The sequence below is a fragment of the Shewanella sp. ISS20 genome, assembly GCF_056522965.1.
Genome location: NZ_JAWRZK010000001.1, coordinates 1546877 through 1570469 on the forward strand (window position 1 = coordinate 1546877; position 23593 = coordinate 1570469).

Genomic DNA, 23593 nt, shown 5'->3' on the forward strand with positions numbered 1-23593 from the left:
CTAAATATTGATTAATCCAGCAAAAAATATGTAACCTTTTGCAATTAACCATCAACATATTGCCGATATGCGCACCCTATCACTTACCATTAATTGAACAAGGCCAATAAATCACTGCGATCGCCTTGCCACAGTCCTAAATTATCTTCAGTCAATATGCTATCGGCGAGCCCTTGTTTATGGCTTTGCATCAGCTGGATTTTCTCTTCAACGGTATCTTCAGCAATTAATTTATACACAAACACAGGTTTTTCTTGGCCCATGCGATGGGCCCTATCTGTGGCTTGGCGCTCAGCGGCGGGGTTCCACCAAGGGTCAAAATGAATCACAGTATCGGCAGCGGTTAAATTTAACCCTGTGCCACCCGCCTTTAAGCTGATAAGAAATACTGAGCTGTCGCCGGTTTGAAATTTATCTATCTCATCTTGTCTGAATTTAGTTTTGCCAGTGAGCTTGCTATAGCGAATATCAGCCACATGTAACCAGTCTTCAATATGATCAAGCATGCTGGTAAATTGACTAAAGATAAGAATCTTACGCCCTTCTTCTATCATTTCTGGCAAGTGCTGCTGCAGCCAAGCCAACTTAGCATTAGAGTGCACCTGCTGCGCTTGCTCAAGCTTGACTAATCTTGGGTCACAGCAGGCTTGACGCAATTTAAGCAAGGCATCGAGGACTTCAATATGACTCTTAGCCATGCCCTTTTCAGCAAACAGCAATCTAACGCGCTTTTCCATCAACACACGTATGCTTTCATATAAGTTACGTTGATCTTTCTCAAGCGCTAAGTAACAAACTATCTCGGTTTTTTCAGGTAGTTCACTGGCCACTTGCTGTTTAGTGCGGCGCAATAAAAAGGGAGCAATACGCTGGCCTAATTGCTGCACCCTTTGAGTGTCGCCATCTTTTTCAATAGCTTGTTTAAAGTATTGATTAAAGCTCTTAGAGTCACCCAGTAACCCTGGCAGCACAAAGTCCATTAAGGATTTAAGTTCACCTAGGTGATTTTCCATCGGCGTGCCAGATAGACACAACTTCATAGTGGCCGTCATTGCTGCTAACAACTGCGTGACTTTAGCTTTGGCATTCTTAATATGCTGCGCTTCATCTAACACTAATAAATCAAATTTTTGCTTAAGGTAAAAATCGCTATCACGCTGAATTAATGGATAACTGGTAATGATGACATCGGCATCTTCCAGATTTTCAAACTGAGCTTTGCGTTTATTGCCATGCAGAACTTGCACTTGTAAATCCGGCGTAAAGCGCGCGGCTTCACGTTGCCAATTACCCAGCAAACTGGTTGGGCACACAATTAAGGTCTTATTAGCAGGGCTTAGTTGCTGCTCGCGATAAATAAACGCCAGCGTTTGCAAGGTTTTACCTAGTCCCATATCATCAGCCAAAATGCCGCCAAAGCCGTACTGCTTTAAAAAACACAGCCAATTTAAGCCAGCGCGCTGATAATCACGCAGCTCTGCTTGTAAGCCTTGTGGCGGCTCCACAGCTTCAATTTCTGAAAAGGTGCTGAGCTTAGTCATTAGCTCGCCAAGGCGCTCACTGTAATTAACTTGAACATTTTCAAGCGGTAATGAATTAAGCACGTTCACCCGACTGATAGGTAAACTCACTTGCTCATCTGACCTATGCAAAAACTCCAGCATAATATTAATCAGCGGTTTCACTTGCTTAGCCGCCACTTGAAGGCGCTCGCCTTCACGGGTTTCTAGCACTAACGTCTGATTATCCTTAGGCTCACCGTATTGATTGACCCATTGCTTGATGAGTGGAATAAGATCCAGTTCAGCGCCATTTATATCAGCACTTAACGCCAGTGAAAACCAATCATTGGTGGGTTCTTCCACCTGTAATTGCAGCGTTGGTGAATACAGGTTTAAGCTGAACTCATCACTGGTCACCACTTCAAAACCAGCCTCAATTAATTCAGGCACTTGGTTATCAATAACCGCAAGCCAAGGCTCAGTAGACTTTGGCAACTCACCTAAACTGAAATTCACTTCTTTAGTGTGAAAATGTGTGTTCTCGCTAAACCCAAGCGCCAGTACTTGCTGCAGATACTCATGTTCTGCCGTGAGTTGGCGGCGAATATTGGCGTGGCTCTTGCCTTTAGAGATCAAAGTTATGGCTTCTGCTTTTGCGGGGGAACTGACAGCATAAGTGCCATAGATAAAATCAAGCTTGGCGACGGGGTGCAAGCTGCCATCGAGATTGGTTACCGAGGTAAAAGTTAAGCGGGGGCGCACAGCGCATGAAATCTCGGCCAACTTGATTTTGACCGGCAAATTTAGACTAGGGAGCGGGACATAGCGGCTTAATGCTAAGCCAACCTCTGTCATCTTGTTAGTGCCCACACTTGGCATATGCAGCAGCTTTAGCAACAATTCGCCATTTATTGGGGTCGTGATTAGGCCTAACTGATTACGATTAAGATCCATATAAATAGGCGGCTCTGTGGCAATCAACTCCCAAGATTCGCTCGCATCTAACACTAATTGCAGCTGATAATCTTGATTATCAAGCATTTGCCATTGGGTCACTAACTTAGCTGACGCGCATAAGGCAAGAGGCTCGCGGCAGTTTTCCCAGAATAATCTTTGAGTCGCAATCAATTTGGGTAAGATAAACTGTCCAAGTTCGCCTTCAAGTGGTAACCGTCCTGTATGAGTGGCCGCTGACAGCAACCATTGCACTAATTGTTTATCCGCTTTAGTTAACCAATACGGCAGTGCACTTTTAAAATCTGTGAGGGTTATCTTAGTGCCCTTGCCTAACACGCCCTTTTTGCCAATTTTTGTATGACGTAGCTCCACATAAGCGCCAAGCTTATCTGTGCCCAATACAAAAATGAGCACTTTTGATAGCTCTTGGCCGCGCTCAATTGAATCCACATCATCGCAGCTTAATTGCTTTAACCAGTGATCTAGCGGGCTAGTTTTAACCACGTTTTGCGGTGCACTGCGCTGAATTAACTGAATAATAATTGCAGCGACATGTTTACAGTTATGAGCCACAGGGCAAGAGCAGTAACCATTAATGATGGGTTTATTGGCAGAGCGATATAGAGAAATTTCCTGCTCATAAGAAGAATGATGACTGCCAGAGACTATGCCGGTGATATTACTGAAATCATTATTAGCAACGCATTCTACCACCTTGCCTAAGCGCACATATTCATACGCCCTCACAATGGATTGCGGCGAAAACGCACCATTAAGCTGAGCAACGGTAACCGGAAACGCGGGCGAAGTTTGAGTAGCAGTATGCATGGCAGTAAACAAGGGACACCTGGATAAAACACTAACAAATAGGATTAATGCTACTGACTTATGTTTTCAAATACCAGAAATTACCGCGGATTTAGTGGTAGACGCACAAAACACCAGCTAAAACACCAACAGTAACAGTAATTTTGACTATATCTCTCTAGAAGGCAGCAATAAAACGACAAGCATCGCATTGAAAAGGCGTGAAAGACAAATACTACTCGCTAGTATTGCATCAACTTCTAGTGTGTCTGCACATAAAACTAAGAAGACTAATTAGGATATAAGCCGTTTCATTCAATAAAGTATTTGGGGCAACAACGTCTGTATCTAAGATTTGCTCGACAACGCTTCCTCTGCCGAAAACGTATCGACATTGAGAAATGCAATTATTTAAGACGTTGAGGGCGTTCAAAATTCTGTGTCAGGCTAATTTTTAAATTTCCAGCACGCTATCTAAACGTCCTTCAAAATAAATCGCTAACTGAGATAAACAAAGGCTCCAATTGTGGATTGGCATGGTCCATTTATCTGAGGCGTTTAATATGCCTGCGTAAAGGAGCTTCAACAAGCTATTTTCATTAGGAAAAGCACCTTTGGTTTTGGTGAGCTTTCTAAATTGGCGATGTACAGCCTCAACTGCATTGGTGGTGTAAATCACTTTCCTGATATGTTCTGGGTACTTAAAATAATGAGACAAATTATGCCATTTGCGACGCCAAGAGTTGATTACCAGCGGATAAGCATCACCCCATTTGGCCTCCAGTTCGTCCAATGCCATCTCTGCGGCTTCTTTACTCACGGCTCGATACACAGGCTTTAAATCAGCCATAAACGCTTTCTGATTTTTTGAGGCGACATACTTCATTGAGTTGCGGATCTGGTGGATAACGCATAGCTGTGTTTCCGTATGAGGGAAGATACTGGCTATGGCCTCAGGAAAACCGGTCAAGCCGTCAACACAGGCGATAAGAATATCTTTTACACCACGATTATTAAGATCGGTCAGCACCGATAACCAGTAATTAGCGCCTTCATTTTCGGACAAGTGAAGCCCTAAAATTTCCTTTTTTCCTTTCATATTAAGCGCTAACAATGTGTAAACGGCTTTACTGACGTAACGCCCATCCTCTTTGACTTTATAATGTATCGCATCAAGCCAAACGATAGGATAATGGCTATCTAATGGGCGCTGTTGCCACGCGTTAAGTTCGGGGATGAGTTTGTCGGTGATGGCGCTTACCGTTGCGTTAGACACATTGATCCCATACATATCTTCAACATGTTGATTAATATCGCGATAGCTCATACCTATACTGAACATCGACAACACTTTACGTTCGATTTCATCGGTTAGCGTAGTTTGATTTTTCTTAATCAACTGAGGCTCAAAGGTGCCATTGCGGTCTCTAGGCGCGTCTAACACAAAGTTACCGGACGGATGCTTAATGGTCTTAGGGGTTTTGCCATTTTTACGATTAGGCAGAGGATCATGCGCTAAATGCTGCTCAAGCTCAGCCTGGAGAGCCGCTTCAGTGAGTTGCTTGATCAGTGGGCCAAGAATGCTGTCTTTACCTGTGAGGCTTTTACCTGATTGCAGATCTTTAAGGGCTTGTTCGAAGTTAAAAGGTTGGGTCATGTGTCATTCCTGTTTTTGAATATTTTACTGAAATGACACAGAATTATGAACACTACCAAGACGTGCAGAAGCAACAACACCCTCGATTTTGAGATACATCAACACCTTCACAGAAACATCATGGTAACGTAAGTTATCGCACCGAACAGTTAAGCAATGGTTAAATTTGGTCATTTAATTGACGCTTATCGTGTGATCTGTTGTTTTTTTAGTGTTTGCTGCATAATCAATATAGCATCTACGTTTCAAAGGAGGCTGTGATGTTTGATTTAATAAAACGTAGTATGTGTAATAAATGTATGTTTTCTGATTTAAATTGCATAAAGATCAAGTGTAAACACTATTATATTTATCAAGAGATTATAGACAGAAAAGGAAGTCTACATGCAGTAGAAATTCTTTCTAGACCTATTATCAGCACTGGAGTTAACTCAATAGAAGAATACTTTGATAATTTAGACACTGAGGAAGGGAAGAAATTAATAAGACATCAACTAATGAATATTTTACAAACCATAGGTAATTTAAATGTAGGGACGAATAAAGTTTTTTTGAATGTGGACAGATATCTACTATTAGATGACAACATTGTAGATATACTGACTAGTAGTAGTAAAAAACTTAACCAGCACAATTGGGATATTGTTTTCGAGATCACTGAAAGACAATTCAACAAGATGCCAAACATAAAGCAAACGTTTTACAAAATGATTGTTGACGATATCTCCTTTGCTGCCGACGACTATTCATCGATTAAGAAAACACATCATTTCATTCATGATTATACTTACGTTAAAATAGACATGGATGATATAAAACTAGGCATAAACAATGATTACAATAATTTTATCGATGAACTCTATTTGTTAAATGAAAGTGGCGTCAAACTTGTTGCTGAAAAGGTTCAATCTAAAAATGACTTTTTATTGACTTATTCGCTCCCATTTGATTATTTTCAAGGCTTTCATTTTGACAGTTGAAAAAATTCACATTCCGAAATGACCGCCGGAATTCTCATTAATTTGTCAATAATCCAACAGCATTCTATAAAGTCACATCAATATCGCCAGATAACGAGCAAAAATTTGAATAAAATTATTTCATTAGCTTAGTGGATCAGAGCCCATGTATCTTAAGAAAATTTTATGGCTTCACTAAAGCTCACACCTTGCGCGTCTTTTGTCGATAACAAGGGGCCAGCTACTAACGGCCACTCAATCTTTACCTCTGAGTCATTCCAGACAATACACTGCTCAGATTGCGGATGGTAATAGTCAGTGCACTTATACACACATTCTGCCTGCTGGCTAAGAACATAGAAGCCATGGGCAAAGCCTGGTGGGATCCACAGTTGGCGGCCATTGTCTGCAGAAATAGTCACGCCCACCCACTGGCCAAAAGTGGGGGACGATAGGCGCAAATCGACAGCCACATCAAACACTTCACCCGTGATCACTCTGACTAACTTACCTTGGCTGTGCTCAGTTTGATAATGCAACCCCCGAAGAACCCCTTGGCACGAGCGCGAGTGATTATCTTGCACAAAGTGACAAGGCTTACCTGTCACTGCTTGCTCAAACTGAGCTTGATTCCATGTTTCCATAAAAAAACCACGATCATCACTGAACACCTTAGGCTCAATGATTTTCACCTCTGGAATGCGGGTATTAATAATCTTCATCGTTAATCGTATTTCATCATTAAGGGCTCTTTGCACACACACTTGCAATGCCAATTATTGTTCACACATAGCGCTCTAAGCTTTGCAACGCCACCAGCCAATCACTAGGTTCAATACCGAAGTGAGTGCGTATGTTAGTGTTATCTAATCGTGAGTTCTTAGGCCGCTGCGCTAACCTTGGGTATTGTGCGCTGCTAAGGCGCACAATATGAGGCTTAGCTGTGATTATCCCTTGAGCATAGCCGGCATCAAACACTATTGCGGCAAACTCGTACCAGCTTACATAGGGCATGCCTGAATAATGATACACCCCATATTCGACTGCATCGCCTTTGGCTATCCGCATGGCCATACAAATTAGCACCTGAGCAATATCCCCCGCATACGTGGGGCCGCCAAACTGATCATCAACAATACTTACGCTGTCTCGACTGACACCCAAGCGCAGCATGGTTTTAACAAAATTATTGCCATGGATCCCAAACGACCAAGACGTTCGCAGAATGATATGTTTAGTGCAGGCTTGCGCTACTGCCTGCTCTCCGGCCAGTTTACTGGCGCCATAGACCCCGAGTGGCATAGTGACATCAGTTTCCAGATATTCACCATTCTTACTGCCATCAAACACATAGTCCGTTGAAATGTGAAGGATTACCGCGCCGACCTGCTGCGCGGCTTCAGCTAGGAATTTGGGACCATCGCAATTCACCGCATAAGCCAACTCACTCTCGATTTGCGCTTGATCAACCGCCGTATACGCCGCTGCATTAACAATAATAGTCGGCCTAAACTCAGCCACCACAGCGTTGACCGCACCTCTATCGGTAATATCAAGGTCATTGCGAGCCAGCGCCAATACCGTATAGTTGTGACTGGTTTTCAGTTGCTCGGTGAGGTAACAGCCGACTTGCCCCTGACATCCAGTGATTAATACACGCATCCATTCACAACCTTTGTTTATGCTCATGCACTAAGCGCGTCAAATACTGACCGTATTCATTCTTCAGCATCGGCTGCGCGAGTGTTAGCACTTGCTCATCCGTCAACCAGCCATTGCGCCAAGCGATTTCCTCAAGGCAAGCCACTTTTAAGCCTTGAACACTTTCTATGGTTTGCACAAAACTGGAGGCTTGATGCAGGCTTTGGTGAGTGCCAGTATCGAGCCAAGCAAACCCTCGACCTAACAGTTCGACTGTTAGACTGTTATCATGCAAATACAACTGATTTAGCTCTGTAATTTCAAGCTCATTCCTTGCTGATGGGGTGAGTGACTTAGCGAAATCAATGGCGCGATTATCAAAAAAGTAGAGCCCGGTAACCGCATAATTAGATTGTGGAACGGCCGGCTTTTCTTCAATGGATAGCGCGTTCATATTAAGATCAAATTGCACCACTCAAAATCGCTCTGGATCTTTCACTTGATAACCAAATATGGTCGCCCCGTGGCGTTTATTAACGGCGTTACTAAGGGTGACACTAAATGATTGACCGAAGAAAATATTATCCCCCAAAATTAAACACACATTATCTTGGCCAATAAAATCTTCAGCAATAATCAAGGCTTGTGCAATTCCATCCGGACTTGGCTGCACAGCATATTCCAGATGGATCCCAAACTCGCTACCATCGCCTAATAATCGTTGGAAACTGGCATTATCTTCTGGGGTGGTGATGACTAAAATATCACGAATACCCGCCAACATTAATGTTGATAATGGGTAATAAATCATCGGTTTATCATAGACGGGCAACAGCTGTTTAGAGACCCCCCGAGTTAATGGGTAAAGGCGCGTTCCAGAGCCGCCAGCTAAGACAATACCTTTCATAGATTACTCAATCCAAAGTTACTCGATTTTAGTGTTAGGTGTTAGGTTTTAATTCTAGGCTCAAAGCATTTGCCACAAAGATACTTCAAATGTCAGGCTCTAAAGCTTGCTGTGAGGCAAAAACCATTAATTAGCGCCACCAGACTGTCGAGAGTATGAGCCATCTAATACTCGCGAGCACCATTGATGGTTATTGAGATACCATTCAACGGTTTTACGAATACCGCTATCAAAGCTTTCTACTGGCTTCCAGCCTAACTCACGTTCAATCTTAGATGCATCAATCGCATAGCGAACATCATGCCCGGGGCGATCGCTCACATGAGTGATGAGGTCAAGATACTGGTTAACTCCGGCGGGTTTGTTCGGTGCCAACTCGTCGAGCAAACGGCAAATGGTTTGCACCACCTCAATGTTAGCTTTCTCATTATGGCCGCCAATATTATAGGTTTCGCCCACAGCCCCTTCGGTGGCGACTTTATACAGTGCCCGCGCATGATCGTCGACAAATAACCAGTCACGAATTTGATCACCTTTACCATAAATAGGTAACGGCTTACCTGCGAGCGCATTCAATATCACCACAGGGATGAGCTTCTCAGGAAAATGATAAGGGCCATAGTTATTAGAGCAGTTACTGACAATTGTCGGTAAACCATAAGTGCGTTGCCAAGCCCGCACTAAGTGGTCACTCGCGGCTTTAGACGCAGAATATGGGCTACTAGGGGCGTAGGATGTGGTCTCAGTAAAAAGAGGCAATGTTGAATGTTGAATGTTGAGTGTTGGATGGTTTAATTCATCATTCACCATTAAACATTCAGCATTATCGTTTGGGTGTGGTAAATCACCATACACTTCATCGGTCGAAATATGATGGAAACGAAACATAGCTTGGCGTTTAACGTCGAGCTCACGCCAATAGTGGCGCGCGGCTTCTAATAACGTGTAAGTGCCAACTATATTCGTCTGAATGAAATCATTAGGGCCGCTAATGGAGCGATCAACATGCGACTCTGCTGCCAAATGCATTACCACATCAGGTTGATGCAGGGCAAACACCCTATCTAGCTCAGCTCGGTTAGCAATATCGACCTGCTCAAACGCGTATCGGGGATTGTTATCAACACTGATTAGCGATTCAATATTGCCGGCATATGTCAGCTTATCAAGATTAATGACGCTATCTTGGGTATTGTGGATGATATGCCTAACGACGGCAGAGCCAATAAACCCCGCGCCACCTGTGACCAAAAATTTCATAGTTAACCTGACAATAAAATGCGAACGCAGGATCTCAAGGGAGCATGCCGCGACAGTTTATCATTTGCCATGTCACAGTAACACCTCACTCTTCTCACAACGCTGCCACTAAAAGAACACTTTGAGCGCCCAATAACCACGTGATTAAACGCTATGGTTAATCAATGTTCCAACACTTATTCGTCGGCGTAATTTATCGTTCATCTGAGTCAGAATAAATGGCAAACACCGATGATGAAATGTTCGCCCTGTGCCGCTTGTGGCAGCAACCATGTTAACCACCCGAGGTTGCATGGCTAAGCCCAGGACAAAGCCTGAGTGCACCTTCAAAATTCCCGGATTGAACCCTTAACTCAACCACGAGGGATATTAACAATATTGCCAGCGCCATTATAAGCCCGTCAATAACTTGACGATCGATGGCATCTGCCTACCAAAAATAAAAACAACGAGCAACCAAGCAACTATCACAACCGATATTCGACAACAACAAAGCCAACGCCTGCCTTATAATTTATTACCTTGAGCACAATAAGAGAACAATATTATATATGACAACAACAGATGAGTAGCGAGATAATAGTATAGACTCGACACTAAATGATGATTAAATATACCAACAATAATTTTCAGAATATAAATGTTGATTATAACGACTATGTATTTACAATTAATATTCGCCACACTTCAGACTAATTATTTATTAATTAGTAATCACCTTGATTAATTTAACTTAACCTTCTATCATGCCGGTTTGATTAGCCATTCATGAGCAACAATGTGTATACAAAGATTAGTAGCAGGGTTAATCGTATTGCTTAGCTTACATGTAAATGCACACAGCCAATACCCTAGTGAAATTAAACAAAATGTATTGAGTGAAATTACACAAGTAGAGAATACATTAACCAATATGTACAACAAGCCCATGTGCTACGTCAAATTACAGAATAACCAACCAACACCTGAGCGTTACTGTTTAAAAGCCCATGAATCAGTGAAACTTAAAACCTTAGTACGCAACTTAAAAGATAAGGTTGCGATCAATGAAATTTGTACTTTATCTGACAACCTTACCAATACTGTGAGAACGCAAGTTTGTACTACTGTAAAAACATATTATCCCTACTCATACTTGCAGCAAGCTTTAGCACTGCAGCCTACGACCGAGTAAGAACCGCTTCTGGCGCTGAATGTCAAAGTAATAGTAAAGGCCACATCAATCTGACCGCCGATGTCTATTCAGAAGAAAGTAATCGTTACTACGGTAATTTACCAGTTGAAGATAAAGGCGCCAAAGTTGGTATTAGCATTAACTTTGGCGGCAGTAAAAGGCTTGATTGCTCAGCCATGTATAACAATGAAGTTGAGTTTCAAAAGCTAGAACTTCAACGATTAAAAGAAGAACTCGCAATATTAAAACAACAACAAAACTTGCGTAGCTTAAATATTCCAAACCCACTCAACATCCATTAATTAGAGTAATTATCATGACTAAATCAATGCTTACTATGCTGATCATTGCAGCCTCTTTTAACGCTGCCGCCATTAACGATATCGCGCCAGGGGGATCCAATCAAGTTGGCAGTTCTCTAACGGTTGTACACGAAGTTCCAGAATTGTGTGGTTTTATCATGACAGATGACACGACTGAATTTGTTTTCGGCGAAAACACCGCTGAGGATACTGTAGCTATCACTGCAACATCGAATTTCAATACTAATTTTAAGATCTCCGTGTCAAACTCTGGCAAGGGTGCGGTAATTGAAAAAAAGAAAACAGTTTGGGTGGCCAACGTTAGCCAAATCACCACAGCTACCGACGCTGACGGCATGCCTGGCTCTATCCAGCCATCCAACGAGAAGGTCATTTTGGAAGATACAGTAGAAGCCATCCTTGGTGGTAGTGATAAAATTACTGGCTTAGTAATGACGTTATATCCCCATGCGCCACATATTCTCAATGGCGCATTGCTCACTGCGGGTAATTACAACATGACATCAACATTTACCATGAACTGTGTTGGATCAACATCAACCCGATAATCACCACAGTGAAGGTCGGTATTCACTGACCTTCAGTTTCTGTACTGGTCAACCCAAAATGGACACTTTTACTTGAGAATTCTCAAACTCTACAGGTGACAGATCGTCATTAGCAGAATGAAGTCGCTCCAAGTTGTAATATTTAATGTAAGCCGTCACATCTTGCTTCATAAAATCCCTTGTTGGTTGAGCAACTTTAAAAATCCAATCGTGTTTCAAGCTACCAAAGAAACGCTCAACAACGGCATTATCCCAACATGCACCCACATCACCCATGCTGGCTTGAATACCATAGCTCGATAGCAACCTGCCGAACTGCTTACTGGTATATTGCGAACCTCGGTCACGGTGAAATACCAGCCCTCTGGCCGGTTGGCGCAGGTTGTAGGCTTTTATTAATGCCTTGGATATCAAATCTGTAGTCATGCGTTTGTCTATGTGCCACCCAACAATCCGGCGTGAATATAAATCCATCACCACAGCCAAATACATCCAACCTTCACCTGTCTTTAAATAGGTCACGTCACCCGCCCAAACCTCATTAGCCGATACTGGGTTAAAGTTCATGTTTAGCAGGTCATCAGCCACAGCATCTGAGTGTTTTCGCTGTGTCGTCACCTTGTAAGCGCGTCGCTGGGTTGCTTTGAGTCGAAGGCGGTGCCTTGTTGCAGGGCTTCGTGTTTTTCCTTCCAGTTGTAAAGCAAGCTCGTGCTAACTCCAAGAGACTTTGCCGCATCGGCAACGCTATAACCTTGTTCTAGCACCATCAAGACGGCTTCATCTTTAAATGCCTGCGGGTAACTCTTATGTGATTTCTTCAGACTCATATAGACCTCTTAATTTATTGACCATAGTGTCTCAAAATTAAGTGTCCGATGGGATTAGACCAGAACAAACTTGGCGTCAGCTTGCTGAGGAATGGGATGTACCAAAAATACTGATAGATGAAATACAAGAAAACTTGCGGCTCGATAGTTAGTTAGCAGTAAAGTAACTATTCCTGTGAGCAAAAAGGATGGCCTCTTATTTCAGGCCATCCCGAACCAAACAACAATTTAGCACACACGGATACGGTGAATAATCAAATCAATTATTCACCGAAATTTCTTCCATCGCCTCCTGGCGTAATTTCTGAGCATCCATTCCGTTTAGTCGTTCAATAGCTCTGACTGCGGCACTTTGACGGTTTCCATCCACGTTTAGCGTACTTCCTGAGCGAGTGAGTCTTTCCAGCGGTTCTGTCGCAAAGTTGACCAAGTAAATTAAAGTGTTGATGATGTTCAGGCATTAATTTGGAGCATCCACGGCATGATACTTAACTTCTCTGGGCGACATTATCCATCGGATATCATCATGCAGGCCCTTCGCTATTATTTGGCCTACAAACTCAGTTACTGGGAAGTTGAGGAGATATAACTGAGCGAAATATCCATTTTGACCACTCAACCTTGAACCCTTGGGTTCTCAAATATGCACCGCAACTCGAAGTCATATTCAGGAAGATAAAACGCCAAGTATCACATTCTTGGCGGATGTGATGAAACTGATTGATATGCGCTCGCGATGACCTTTACGAATTTATGCTGAATTGAAAAGTGTCCCTTAACAATGGCTGGAGCTGTACTATTTTGGCGATAGATTCATCGTGTAAATAACGACTTGGATCGATAATAATAAATCCCCAGAACTGTAGAAAGCGCTTAATAAATCGCGATTCAATGACCATACTCAAATTCTTTTCAGGGGAGAAGTAATCGTCGGCTGAGGGTGCCAGCAACAGATCAGGGAAAGCTGTTATGACCTCTTCAATAAGTTTATCCACACTGCTATGGCTTTGTAGGCGCCACAACATAAACAACCAAAACGTACGTAAATCCACATCGTATTCAAAGCTATCTAAGTACCCCCAGTTATATTTGCTGATTGCGGCTTCTAGCATAGGTTTGAAAAATGCGTGTATACCTTGAGTCTGATATTGTTTTGCCGCTGACTTTTTAACATGATAACGGCCGCTGCGTCGGTAAATAATGCCGGCAATTTCAGCCAAGACTCGTGTGTAGTGCAAGGCATTAAATTTGTCTTCATTACTGCCTGCAAACTCACTGATACTAATATTTATTGAGAATTGAGAAACGGCAAACTCAGGTAATAACTCACTGGCTTGTTTAACTAATTTAGTCGGTAAGTTGCCTTTGGTGGTTGCTTTAATACTCCCTTCATTTTGCATGGCTTCATCAAGGATCAGTGCTAAATAGCGCATTACCGGGCTAAAAGAAAGTTCGTCTGGCGTACTGATGGACACCCACTGCAATTCATCAAAAGGCGCATAGAGCCAGTTAGTCATTTGCATCGGCGTCACGCCACAAAAATCTGGATGCGGGTGGTTATTGCGATCCTGTACTTTGTGTTGCAACGCGACGTTGAGTTCATCGAGGGACAAATGTGGATTCATCGCCAGCATAGTTTCAACATCATCAAATACTTGCGCATGCTGTTTAGACGCGTTATCCATACAACAGCGTTTATACTTTTTACCACTTCCACAGTGACAAGAATCATTACGACCGAGTGTCATTAGTTACCTCTCTTATTCTTCAGCGCTTTTTTATAACCCATTAATATAAAGAGGCTATCAATCTAGCACCAGCACTATCAATAGGTAGTGATGAAAACGGCATCATATTGCTTAATACTGGCGCCGATTATCCAACAAATTGAAACGACATTGTTGCTAGACCACAGTGATACCAGGCTACTGTTTGTGGTTTATGCGCCTTATGTCGCCAATGCTTCAAGGACTGATGGTCAGGCGTTTGATTCATTGATGCAAAGTGAAGGCTTGGCCTAATAAGCTAATTGCGTAAGTAAATCTGTAACGCTGTCGTCCATCAGGAACAAAAAAGTAAAAAAAAGCCCGATTGAAGCTATCGGGCTTGGTGTATATTAACTGCTTATCAAACAATCTAGCAATGTAACTGTTGGTTCTTAATCCACCATTTAGCTTAAGATTGCAGACATTAAGGCTAGTTAAGTCATTGGCGTCTGGATTGCCAGGTTTACACCTGCACTAACTTAGCCACAGCCGTTTTGAAGTCTTGCGCAAATTGTGGATGGCGCAGACCATACTCAACAAACGCTGTCATATAACCAAGTTTGTCGCCACAATCATGAGATTTACCTGTCATATGGAAAGCTTCAACTGTTTCGCTCGCAATCAACATATCAATGGCATCTGTCAGTTGGATTTCATCGACAGCACCTAAAGGGGTTTTTTCTAGCAAAGGCCAAATACTTTCAGAAAGTACATAGCGACCAACCACAGCTAGATTCGATGGCGCTTCAGCAACCTTAGGTTTTTCAACCATGCGATGAATTTTTACTGACTCGCCACCACATAAGCCTTCGCCTTGGCAATCAGCAATTCCGTATTTATTGACGTCTTGCGGAGCAACAGGCGCCACCATAATTTGACTAGCGTTGCTCTGCTTAAATCTCGCCAGCATTGCCGCTAAGTTTTCACTTGATTGATTGGCTGTGTATTCATCTAAAATCACATCCGGCAACACGACTGCAAATGGCTCATTACCAATCACAGGGCGGGCACACAACACCGCATGGCCTAACCCTTTGGCTTCACCTTGACGAACATGAATAACGGTGACGCCTTTAGGGCAAATGCTTTGTACTGCATCAAGTAACTGACGCTTAACCCGCTTTTCCAGCTGCGCTTCTAATTCGTAAGAAGTATCAAAGTGGTTTTCAATCGAATTTTTACTGGCATGAGTTACCAGTACGATTTCGTTGATCCCAGCCCGAGCACATTCATCCACTATGTATTGAATTAATGGCTTATCAACTAAAGGTAACATTTCTTTAGGTATAGCTTTAGTGGCAGGTAACATACGAGTGCCAAGACCAGCAACGGGAATAACTACTTTCATTTTATATCCATTAAAATCAAAAAATAACCAATCACATTGATTAGTTAAGAAACCAGATTAACCACTTTAGCTATGGTTTTTTCATAGTTAAGCTTCTGTTTCCACACAAGGTCACAGATTCCATCGGTAGGATTAAAGCCTGTAGGAGCTGCGAGTAAAATCTCACGGATTTGTTCATGATTAAACTCATGACAAGCGGTATCGAGTTTACTCAAAATGCGCTCGAGATCAGCCCAAAATAAAAATGATTCATTCGCCGTCATGATACGCTCATGATCAGTGCCTGTGACATCATCACCAATGAGTAACTCTTCATACAGTTTTTCACCTGGACGTAATCCACTAAACTGGATTTCAATATCCCCCTCAGGAGCATGACTATCACGTACAGAAAAACCGCTTAAACGGATCATCTTAGCGGCTAAATCGACAATCTTTACCGATTTACCCATATCCAGCACAAATACATCGCCGCCCTTGCCCATAGCTCCTGCCTGAATAACTAACTGTGAGGCTTCAGGGATCGTCATAAAGAAACGAGTGATTTCAGGATGAGTGACGGTAACCGGGCCACCATTAGCAATTTGAGCTCGAAACAATGGCACTACCGAGCCAGATGAACCCAACACATTTCCAAAGCGAACCATACAAAAGCGGGTATTAGACTGAGTTTTAGACAAGGCTTGCAACACCAATTCAGCCATTCGCTTTGTGGTACCCATGACGTTGGTAGGGCGCACCGCTTTATCGGTTGAGATCAACACAAAGGTTTCAACCTTGGCTGCAATAGCCGCGCGAGCGGTATACAAGGTACCAAAGATATTATTGCGTACCCCTTCAACCACATTGTGCTCAACCAAAGGCACGTGTTTATACGCTGCGGCATGATAAACAGTTTGCACCTTAAAGGCTTTCATTACTGCCAACACTCGATGCTCACGCTGTACTGAGCCCAACATAGGAAATATTTCAACGTTAAGCCCTAAATCATTGGCCGTCGCAATAAGTTCCCGTTCAATGGAGTACAAAGCAAACTCAGATAGTTCAAACAACACTAACTTTTTTGGTGACTGTATTAAAATCTGCCTGCATAACTCAGAGCCAATGGAGCCTCCAGCACCTGTAACCATCACCACTTTATCGGTAATATTGGCAGCTAACAAATCTTGTCTTGGGGCTACGCTATCACGCCCGAGAAGATCTTCAATATCCACTTCTTTGACATCACTAAATAACTTATCGCCACTAACGAGATCAGCCATTGCAGGTAACGTCATGACTTTAACCATTAACGGTTCAAGCTGGTTAATAATATCTTGTCTGCGTGATCGCGATGCGCTTGGGATAGCTAACAATACACGAGTCGCTGCTTTTTGCTTAATAAGTCTACGTAACTCTTGTGGGGCATGGACATGTAGGCCTTGAATAACTGTTTTTTGCAAGTTTTCATCATCATCAATAAAGGCAATGGGGTGATACTCATGACTTTGAGACAGTGCGTTAGCAGTTTGACGGCCACTTACGCCAGCGCCATAAATTATCACTGGCTCTCCCTTACGATTCATCCCTTCAACGACTAATGAACGCATAATAATTCTGGGGCCACCAACTAAAACCAAGGCAAACGCAGCATAAATAATTGGTACCGTACGAGGTAAGTTAATGTTTCCATAATAAGCAAACAGAACTAATGCTATGGTTGAAATACCAACCCCAGCAAGAATAGCCAAGAAAGCTTGCGAGCCCATGTAACGCAGCACAGCACGATAAAGGCCTAATCTTACAAAGGCTGCAATGCTCACTGGAATGGTTAACGCAATAAGTCCCCAATATTGAACATGGACTAATACATCGAATGAGTCGACTCGTACCAGTAGAGCGAAAACAAATGCAAGCACCAAAAACGCTGAATCAATGACGACACTAACTGCGCGTTTTTGGGACCGTGTTAACGAAAATAAGAACTGCAAACATTCCATTTTTTGCTCCGGGAAATTAACATTGGTAAAGTTAGCCATGATGTTTCGCCATTAACGAATCTGACTAACCTGAAAGAAAGCTAGTGTAGCAGAAGTTACGCATCTAAAGCATATAGACTTCAGTACAAAGAAATACCCAGACACAAGCATACTGACTCAATAATACATGTTTTAAAAAGGCAAACGACTCCAGATTCAAGATCTTCACCCTCACTAACGAGCATGTGATTCATCCCCAAAGTAAATTATTAGCTTACTTAATTGCATCGCCTGAACCATTACCAGACACTGTCATCAAGATATATTTAAAATATTTATTAATATTTAAAGTATCTATCATCTGTCTATCTGTCTCAGCTAAAAGTTTTGGAGTAGACATATCAATATTTTGAACTTGTGCTAAACCCGTAACACCAGGAAGTACATTATAAACACCCAAAGCTTCACGTTCAGTAATCAACTCTTCTTGGTTAAATAAGTTAGGCCGTGGACCAACTAAACTCATATCCCCCTTCAAAACATTAATAAGTTGGGGTAATTCGTCAATCTTAGTTTTCCGTAAGAAATTTCCGAATATAGTTATCGATGTGTTACTGACTAAATGACTTGCGATAGATATTGTATCAACGGGCATAGTGCGGAACTTAATCAATTTGAAAGGTTTTTTATTTTTCCCTATACGCGTCTGAATAAAAATTGGACTCCCTGTGTCGAACAATCCAATAACTGTAACTACTAATAAAATTGGCCATAACAATAATAAACCCAAAAAAGCCAATAATAAATCAATAAATCTAAGCATTATAATTATTACCTGCATCGCGTAAAGTAGCCATAGCTTGCTTTATAGTATATGGAGGAAACCAACCTAAAATTTTGTTTAGATTTGATGAGTCCACTTCTAAATTTCCAAATAACTGTTCGAACTTAGCGGCATTACCAGTTACATATCCAGCAACACGCATTAAACATAAAGGTACTGCTAATTGATAAACTTTTTTATCTAATCCATCAGCAATTGCATTTACAAAATCTTTAATAGAAATTGTCTCGCCGTCACTAGCTAGAAAAATATGCCCAGATGCATCAGGATGATAGGCACAAGTAAGTAGTAAATCCGCCAAATTTTGAACAGCAATAAAATCTCGGCGATTATATGCAGCCCCAAATGGAAGCACTGATAACTTCCTAACTAATTTTGTCAACATCCCAAAGTTACCAGGAGCGTCCGGACCATATACCAATGTTGGTCTAACTATAACGACTTCGAGACCAGTTTCATCAGCAATTTTCTTCAAGCCAAGTTCAGCATTATATTTAGACTGTGCATATATCCCTATCGGGCTAACCTTGCTTTTTGGGTAGCATCGTGAATTATTATTACCATGGACTACAATCGAACTGACATATACAAAACGCTGCACGTTATGTTTAGCTGCATTTCTTGCTAAACTTAATGTAAAATCAACATTTACAGTTTGCAATTCTAAAGCATCATAAACAGAAGAATGAGCTAAATTAGCTAAATGTATAACGACATTAACATTTTTAAATAATGATGATTTATTTGTTGAAATAAGATCTGATAAAGTACACTGTCTTGGGTTCTTTAGATTACAAGTCAACTCCCTAGTAGCAATAGCACATTCATAACCAAGTAGACTATTAACATAAGAACCTATAAATCCAGTAGGGCCAGTTAATAAAACACTTTTAGAATCTATAGTCACTGATTTTTTTTTATACAAAGCTCATACCTTTTTGAAGATTGTTCTAACCCAACTCTGAAGTGAATACCGAACATATACATTATTAGGTGGAGACTCATATCTATTTAAAAGAAATGATTCAGGTAATACCGGTGCATTCCTATCAATAACGAGTACATTATTATTATCAAAGAAGTCATAATTAATTATGTTTGTGTTTGTAGTAATTAGCTTTTTTTGTAAACCTAAAATCTCAATCGTTCTCATAGTCAAACCAGTTTGATCTGGATGTTGAATATCTAGAACTGAATCAGAACTTAAAAATACATCTCTGATATTTTTTTTTGACATAGGTGTAAATGACACATCAGAAAAAGATATAAAGTCAAATTCTCTTGTAAAAAATTTCTTCAGTATAAAAAGAAGCTTGCTAGGGCAATAAAAAAAGCTGAAGGTTTCATAACCTTTCGCTTGATATTGCTCAATTATGGATTTAGCTAATTTAGCTCTATCGCTGTGAACGGTACCAATAAAAGACACATAATATCTAGATTTCATTTCATCGGAAGTTGATACCATAAAGTCACTACTATAAAAAAGTGGTAAGAACTCTATATCAGTTCCTACATTAATATCTGTTGAATCAAAGGTAAACACTTTATCAAATGAAGATATGACTTTTCTAGCATTAGCTTTATTTCGTAGTGAATCCCACATATATAGCACTGTAATGATTTTTGTATTAGTCAACTTGAGATTGTCAATAAAGGCTTTATCCAAAGTTTCAGGCGAAATTACAAAAAGGAAATCGTAATCCTTGTGTTCGCTTTTAAACAAAATATCATTATAATATTTTGATATGTTTTTTTTAATGAAGAATTTGAAATTCAGTCGATTACAAATCTTAGCTAAAGAAGAATTGAACGGACGTTCATCAAAATAATCGACATCCGCTCCTAACAATGATAATTCATCTGCGATATCTTTCTCATACCCAAAAAATGAAGGTGCAATAAATAGAATTTTTTTTCCTGCAAGCATGATTAAACCTAATTAAATTATTTGTACAAACCTTTTGCTTTCATTTCAGCGATCGATTGGTCATATAAATCAACCTGAACATTTTGCTCATTAACCCAAGAAGCAAACTTATTTATTCCAGTAAAGAAATCTATTTTAGGTTCAAACCCTAGCTTCTCTTTAATCAAAGACAAATCAGCAAAATTATGACGTATATCACCAACACGATAATTACCAGTAACATTTATTATTGAATTAGATTTGTAAATATCTTTCAGTGTTCTGGCAACAGTAAGTACATCTGTACAAATACCAGATCCAACATTAAAAACCTGAAAATTAGAATTGTCATTGAAAATGGAAAGTACAATAGATTCGACAACGTCATCAATATAAATAAAATCTCTACTTTCAAGACCATCCTCAAAGATATTTATATTATTGCCATTCTTAATTCGGGTTGAAAATATCGATAAAATACCAGTATAAGGGTTTGATAATGATTGACCTGCACCATAAACATTCTGGAATCGTAGAGCAACTGTCGGAACACCAATGCTTTGGCCAGTGATCATGAACATCTGCTCTTGAACCTGTTTTGTTACACCGTATATTGATGATGGATGAATTTTACTGGATTCATCGGTAGCAAGCAGATCTACACTTAAATTACATATCGGACATTTTACAGAAAAGTCACCTAACTTCATATCTTCTGACCTACGAGCTATAGGATAAACTAATCCATGTTGGGCGCATGAGTATTTACCCTCGCCATATATAGAACGAGATGAAGCAATGACCATCTTAGTAATATTATGTGGTTGATTAGCGATTAAATCTAATAAAATAGCACTTCCACCAACATTAACGTCAGAATATTTTTTTATTTGATACATTGACTGACCAGTTCCAGTCTCTGCAGCAAGATGTACAACAGTATCAATATCTTGAAGTGCAGTTAACCAATCACTTTGTGACTCAACAGTTCCATGGATAAAATTAACTTTATCTTTAATCGAAAGATAAAGTGGTGATAGTTCAGGATCATCACCATGAATCTGAGGTGATAAGTTATCAAGAACTGTCACTATATGACCAAGTTCGACTAACTTTAACGATAAATTTGAACCTATAAAGCCAGCACCACCTGTAATTAAAATGCGTTTCATAATTAAGCCTTTTGTGAATTATTTAATTTTTTTGCAAAATTCAAACTTGGTTTTTCTATAAAAAACCATGAAAGATAAGAAATAAAAAATACAAGTAAACAAGTAAATAACAATGATTCAATTGTAGTAAAACTGCTATACAAACCTATGCTAACAAATAATTGAATTATTGGAAAATGATATATATAGATTCCATAAGACACATCACCAAAACGATTAACATTAAGATTAAATGGAAGAGCATATGCAATTAGAAATACAAATGAAACTATAAAAAATGGATAGAAAAAAACATCAAGATAGTATAGATAAGAAAATACAATAAATATTAACAAATTTAAGTTTGATTTTAAACTAGAATAAAAGTCATTTAAAAACGAACCCAAAAAGAAATAAAATAGCAAAAAAGGTAATTGATTTATTAGATTGCTTAAGATATTCAAATATCCATAGTATATAACTACAACATGTAACAAAAAGGATAATAAAGCTGTGAAAAAGTAAATCTTGAAAGACTTGCCACTAAAAATATAAAATAAAACTAGGACAAAAATATAATATAAAACCTCAATTTTAATTGTCCACAGAGAACCATTTTGGGCACATGAAACATGGTTAATGTATACATCACCAATACAAGGTTGAATAAAGTTTAAAGTAGTCGCATTCCATACAAAATAATCAAAAACGGATTTAAAACTTGCATCAAACAGGAAAAAAGAAATCATTGAAGAAATCATAATTACTGTGATATAAGCTGGGAAAATCCTAAAAAATCTTTTGTAGAAAAATGATAACGCACTAGAGGTTTGCTTAGCACTCTTCCAAATCAATGCACCACTGATAACAAAAAAACATCGAACAGCAGTCTCTGGATCAAAAACATTGAAAACACTATTAATTGAACTCTGGCCTACTAAATAATGAAAATGATGCCATAAAACAGCTAGAGCTAAATATAACCTTAGAAAATCGAAGTTGTTGAAATTTCTTTGCCGTCGAATACATATAGATGAATTAATTTTTAAAATTAAATTATTCAAAACGCCTCCCACATTTAGCAAAAACAATATTTCTAAAGTAAAATGTCGGCAATATATAAAAAAGACTAATAAGAAATAAAACACCTAAACTGGGGTATAGTCCTTCCCTGAATGTTAAACGTAAGAAAATAACAACTACTGAGGTAAATACAACTGCAACTGATATCGTACTTCTATCGATAAGTTTTTTAAAAGAAAGTAAAAGCAATGGAAAAGCAATTAAAGTCAAGAACATGGTAAAATAACCATAATAGATACTTTCAATCAAAATGTTAGCGCCCAAGCCATAACCCCGATTAATGATTAAGGCCATATAATTACCAGCAAAAATATACAATTCTGAAATGTCAGCTCGGAACATATACAAAAGCCCAATGGATACTGATCCTATCAAATTTAGAATCGTACCATGCCCAACATATTCAACTTGAGAAATAAACAATGGCAAGGTTATATACGTTTCTCTAAATTCACCAATAGCATTCAAATACCAAGGAACACCACCAACAACATTATCACTCCGTAATACTCCTAATAAAAGCATTAGACTGAATAAAATCATGCCCGGAATTATAAACAAAGTTTTTTTATGAATACAAACCGATATAACTATTGGAACCAACGCAATAAAAGCAATAGTTCTAGAACCATTAATCACATCTAGCAATATAATTAGCAACGATGGTATAAAATAGACAAAGTTTCTATTCTTAAAAAATGTAAACACTGAAATAAGTATACAAAAATACGCGATATTCTTTAATTTAAATTTATCCTCTACTTCGCCATCATAAAGAAAGACTTGTGTAAAGTCAAAACTCACAATCGTAATAAATGAAACGATCGTCAAGTAGATAAAAATCAACCACCACAAACAAGTTATTAAAGTACCACAACTTGAATTATAATTTTGTATTCTATTAGATGACTGACAAAAGGTGTAAAAGGTTGATATTATGAGAGTAAATATTAGTATAAGCAAATTAGATAAGAT

18 protein-coding genes and 3 pseudogenes are annotated in these 23593 nt (G+C 39.8%); 5 read left to right on the plus strand and 16 right to left on the minus strand.

The annotated features are described in order from the left end of the window. Window positions 1–89: 89 nt before the first annotated feature. Together AC1HDP_RS07020 and AC1HDP_RS07025 are read right to left on the minus strand one after the other, a co-directional pair. A complete protein-coding gene (locus AC1HDP_RS07020; RefSeq protein ID WP_479638192.1) occupies window positions 90–3299 on the minus strand; it encodes a DEAD/DEAH box helicase in 3210 nt (1069 codons plus the stop codon). Between the two features lie 421 nt (window positions 3300–3720). Further along, window positions 3721–4923: an IS256-like element ISSod4 family transposase gene (locus tag AC1HDP_RS07025; protein ID WP_479638193.1), complete on the minus strand. Its 1203-nt coding sequence runs from the start codon at window positions 4921–4923 to the stop codon at window positions 3721–3723. Window positions 4924–5183: 260 nt separating this feature from the next. Between AC1HDP_RS07025 and AC1HDP_RS07030 the strand changes: the two genes are divergently transcribed. Then, the gene (locus tag AC1HDP_RS07030; protein WP_479638194.1) at window positions 5184–5903 is read left to right on the plus strand and encodes an EAL domain-containing protein; all 720 of its coding nucleotides are present in this window, start codon (window positions 5184–5186) and stop codon (window positions 5901–5903) included. 152 nt (window positions 5904–6055) lie between these two features. Here AC1HDP_RS07030 and rfbC read toward each other — a convergent pair whose 3' ends face one another. From rfbC to AC1HDP_RS07050, 4 genes and pseudogenes are all read right to left on the minus strand, one after another. Continuing rightward, window positions 6056–6604, minus strand: a complete 549-nt coding sequence (rfbC, locus tag AC1HDP_RS07035; RefSeq protein WP_479638195.1) for a dTDP-4-dehydrorhamnose 3,5-epimerase — start codon at window positions 6602–6604, stop codon at window positions 6056–6058. A gap of 61 nt (window positions 6605–6665) precedes the next feature. Then, window positions 6666–7571 carry a dTDP-4-dehydrorhamnose reductase gene (rfbD, locus tag AC1HDP_RS07040; protein ID WP_479638196.1) on the minus strand — a complete coding sequence of 302 codons (906 nt, stop codon included), beginning with the start codon at window positions 7569–7571 and terminating at the stop codon, window positions 6666–6668. After that, window positions 7549–8430 (minus strand): annotated as a pseudogene (gene rfbA, locus AC1HDP_RS07045) (glucose-1-phosphate thymidylyltransferase RfbA). Before rfbA ends, rfbD begins: the two are co-directional and overlap by 23 nt. Window positions 8431–8556: 126 nt before the next feature. Further along, window positions 8557–9690, minus strand: coding sequence for a dTDP-glucose 4,6-dehydratase (locus AC1HDP_RS07050; RefSeq protein WP_479638197.1), 1134 nt, complete (start codon window positions 9688–9690; stop codon window positions 8557–8559). Between the two features lie 1098 nt (window positions 9691–10788). Between AC1HDP_RS07050 and AC1HDP_RS07055 the strand changes: the two genes are divergently transcribed. Together AC1HDP_RS07055 and AC1HDP_RS07060 are read left to right on the plus strand one after the other, a co-directional pair. After that, window positions 10789–11166 carry a hypothetical protein gene (locus tag AC1HDP_RS07055; protein WP_140933116.1) on the plus strand — a complete coding sequence of 126 codons (378 nt, stop codon included), beginning with the start codon at window positions 10789–10791 and terminating at the stop codon, window positions 11164–11166. Window positions 11167–11180: 14 nt separating this feature from the next. After that, on the plus strand, window positions 11181–11735 hold the full coding sequence (locus AC1HDP_RS07060; RefSeq protein WP_479638198.1) for a hypothetical protein: 555 nt from the start codon (window positions 11181–11183) through the stop codon (window positions 11733–11735). A 48-nt stretch (window positions 11736–11783) separates the two neighbouring features. Here AC1HDP_RS07060 and AC1HDP_RS07065 read toward each other — a convergent pair. Beyond that, window positions 11784–12562 (minus strand): annotated as a pseudogene (locus tag AC1HDP_RS07065) (IS3 family transposase). Between the two features lie 481 nt (window positions 12563–13043). Between AC1HDP_RS07065 and AC1HDP_RS07070 the strand changes: the two are divergent. Beyond that, window positions 13044–13270 (plus strand): annotated as a pseudogene (locus AC1HDP_RS07070) (IS6 family transposase); the annotation flags it as partial. 35 nt (window positions 13271–13305) lie between these two features. On the opposite strand, the gene AC1HDP_RS07075 reads toward AC1HDP_RS07070, so the two are convergent. Then, a complete protein-coding gene (locus tag AC1HDP_RS07075; protein ID WP_479638199.1) occupies window positions 13306–14310 on the minus strand; it encodes a YecA family protein in 1005 nt (334 codons plus the stop codon). 90 nt (window positions 14311–14400) lie between these two features. Here AC1HDP_RS07075 and AC1HDP_RS07080 point away from each other — a divergent pair, with 90 nt between their 5' ends. After that, entirely contained in the window at window positions 14401–14583 is a 183-nt protein-coding gene (locus AC1HDP_RS07080; RefSeq protein ID WP_479638200.1) for a hypothetical protein, read from the plus strand. A gap of 208 nt (window positions 14584–14791) precedes the next feature. Here AC1HDP_RS07080 and galU read toward each other — a convergent pair whose 3' ends face one another. The 8 genes from galU to AC1HDP_RS07120 form a co-directional block, all read right to left on the minus strand. Further along, a complete protein-coding gene (galU, locus tag AC1HDP_RS07085; RefSeq protein WP_479638201.1) occupies window positions 14792–15676 on the minus strand; it encodes a UTP--glucose-1-phosphate uridylyltransferase GalU in 885 nt (294 codons plus the stop codon). A 44-nt stretch (window positions 15677–15720) separates the two neighbouring features. Then, window positions 15721–17655: a polysaccharide biosynthesis protein gene (locus tag AC1HDP_RS07090; protein ID WP_479639845.1), complete on the minus strand. Its 1935-nt coding sequence runs from the start codon at window positions 17653–17655 to the stop codon at window positions 15721–15723. A 253-nt stretch (window positions 17656–17908) separates the two neighbouring features. Continuing rightward, a complete protein-coding gene (locus tag AC1HDP_RS07095) occupies window positions 17909–18457 on the minus strand; it encodes a sugar transferase (protein ID WP_479638202.1) in 549 nt (182 codons plus the stop codon). Then, entirely contained in the window at window positions 18450–19403 is a 954-nt protein-coding gene (locus tag AC1HDP_RS07100) for an NAD-dependent epimerase/dehydratase family protein (protein ID WP_479638203.1), read from the minus strand. Before AC1HDP_RS07100 ends, AC1HDP_RS07095 begins: the two co-directional genes overlap by 8 nt. A 3-nt stretch (window positions 19404–19406) precedes the next feature. After that, window positions 19407–20405 (minus strand): WaaS/CpsH family glycosyltransferase, encoded by a 999-nt coding sequence (locus tag AC1HDP_RS07105; RefSeq protein ID WP_479638204.1) that lies wholly within the window; start codon window positions 20403–20405, stop codon window positions 19407–19409. Window positions 20406–20422: 17 nt separating this feature from the next. Beyond that, window positions 20423–21556 carry an NAD-dependent epimerase/dehydratase family protein gene (locus AC1HDP_RS07110; RefSeq protein WP_479638205.1) on the minus strand — a complete coding sequence of 378 codons (1134 nt, stop codon included), beginning with the start codon at window positions 21554–21556 and terminating at the stop codon, window positions 20423–20425. A gap of 2 nt (window positions 21557–21558) precedes the next feature. Beyond that, a complete protein-coding gene (locus AC1HDP_RS07115) occupies window positions 21559–22599 on the minus strand; it encodes an acyltransferase family protein (RefSeq protein WP_479638206.1) in 1041 nt (346 codons plus the stop codon). Further along, entirely contained in the window at window positions 22592–23449 is an 858-nt protein-coding gene (locus AC1HDP_RS07120) for a hypothetical protein (protein ID WP_479638207.1), read from the minus strand. The genes AC1HDP_RS07115 and AC1HDP_RS07120 overlap by 8 nt, the downstream gene beginning before the upstream one ends. Between the last annotated feature and the right edge of the window lie 144 nt (window positions 23450–23593).

What these genes read in the sequence shown, in the direction of transcription:
- AC1HDP_RS07025 (WP_479638193.1), bottom strand. Translation starts at nt 4,923, where the DNA reads ATGACCCAACCTTTTAACTTCGAACAAGCCCTTAAAGATCTGCAATCA.
- AC1HDP_RS07030 (WP_479638194.1), top strand. Translation starts at nt 5,184, where the DNA reads ATGTTTGATTTAATAAAACGTAGTATGTGTAATAAATGTATGTTTTCT.
- rfbC (WP_479638195.1), bottom strand. Translation starts at nt 6,604, where the DNA reads ATGAAGATTATTAATACCCGCATTCCAGAGGTGAAAATCATTGAGCCT.
- rfbD (WP_479638196.1), bottom strand. Translation starts at nt 7,571, where the DNA reads ATGAGCATAAACAAAGGTTGTGAATGGATGCGTGTATTAATCACTGGA.
- AC1HDP_RS07050 (WP_479638197.1), bottom strand. Translation starts at nt 9,690, where the DNA reads ATGAAATTTTTGGTCACAGGTGGCGCGGGGTTTATTGGCTCTGCCGTC.
- AC1HDP_RS07060 (WP_479638198.1), top strand. Translation starts at nt 11,181, where the DNA reads ATGACTAAATCAATGCTTACTATGCTGATCATTGCAGCCTCTTTTAAC.
- AC1HDP_RS07075 (WP_479638199.1), bottom strand. Translation starts at nt 14,310, where the DNA reads ATGACACTCGGTCGTAATGATTCTTGTCACTGTGGAAGTGGTAAAAAG.
- AC1HDP_RS07080 (WP_479638200.1), top strand. Translation starts at nt 14,401, where the DNA reads ATGAAAACGGCATCATATTGCTTAATACTGGCGCCGATTATCCAACAA.
- galU (WP_479638201.1), bottom strand. Translation starts at nt 15,676, where the DNA reads ATGAAAGTAGTTATTCCCGTTGCTGGTCTTGGCACTCGTATGTTACCT.
- AC1HDP_RS07090 (WP_479639845.1), bottom strand. Translation starts at nt 17,655, where the DNA reads ATGGAATGTTTGCAGTTCTTATTTTCGTTAACACGGTCCCAAAAACGC.
- AC1HDP_RS07095 (WP_479638202.1), bottom strand. Translation starts at nt 18,457, where the DNA reads ATGCTTAGATTTATTGATTTATTATTGGCTTTTTTGGGTTTATTATTG.
- AC1HDP_RS07105 (WP_479638204.1), bottom strand. Translation starts at nt 20,405, where the DNA reads ATGCTTGCAGGAAAAAAAATTCTATTTATTGCACCTTCATTTTTTGGG.
- AC1HDP_RS07110 (WP_479638205.1), bottom strand. Translation starts at nt 21,556, where the DNA reads ATGAAACGCATTTTAATTACAGGTGGTGCTGGCTTTATAGGTTCAAAT.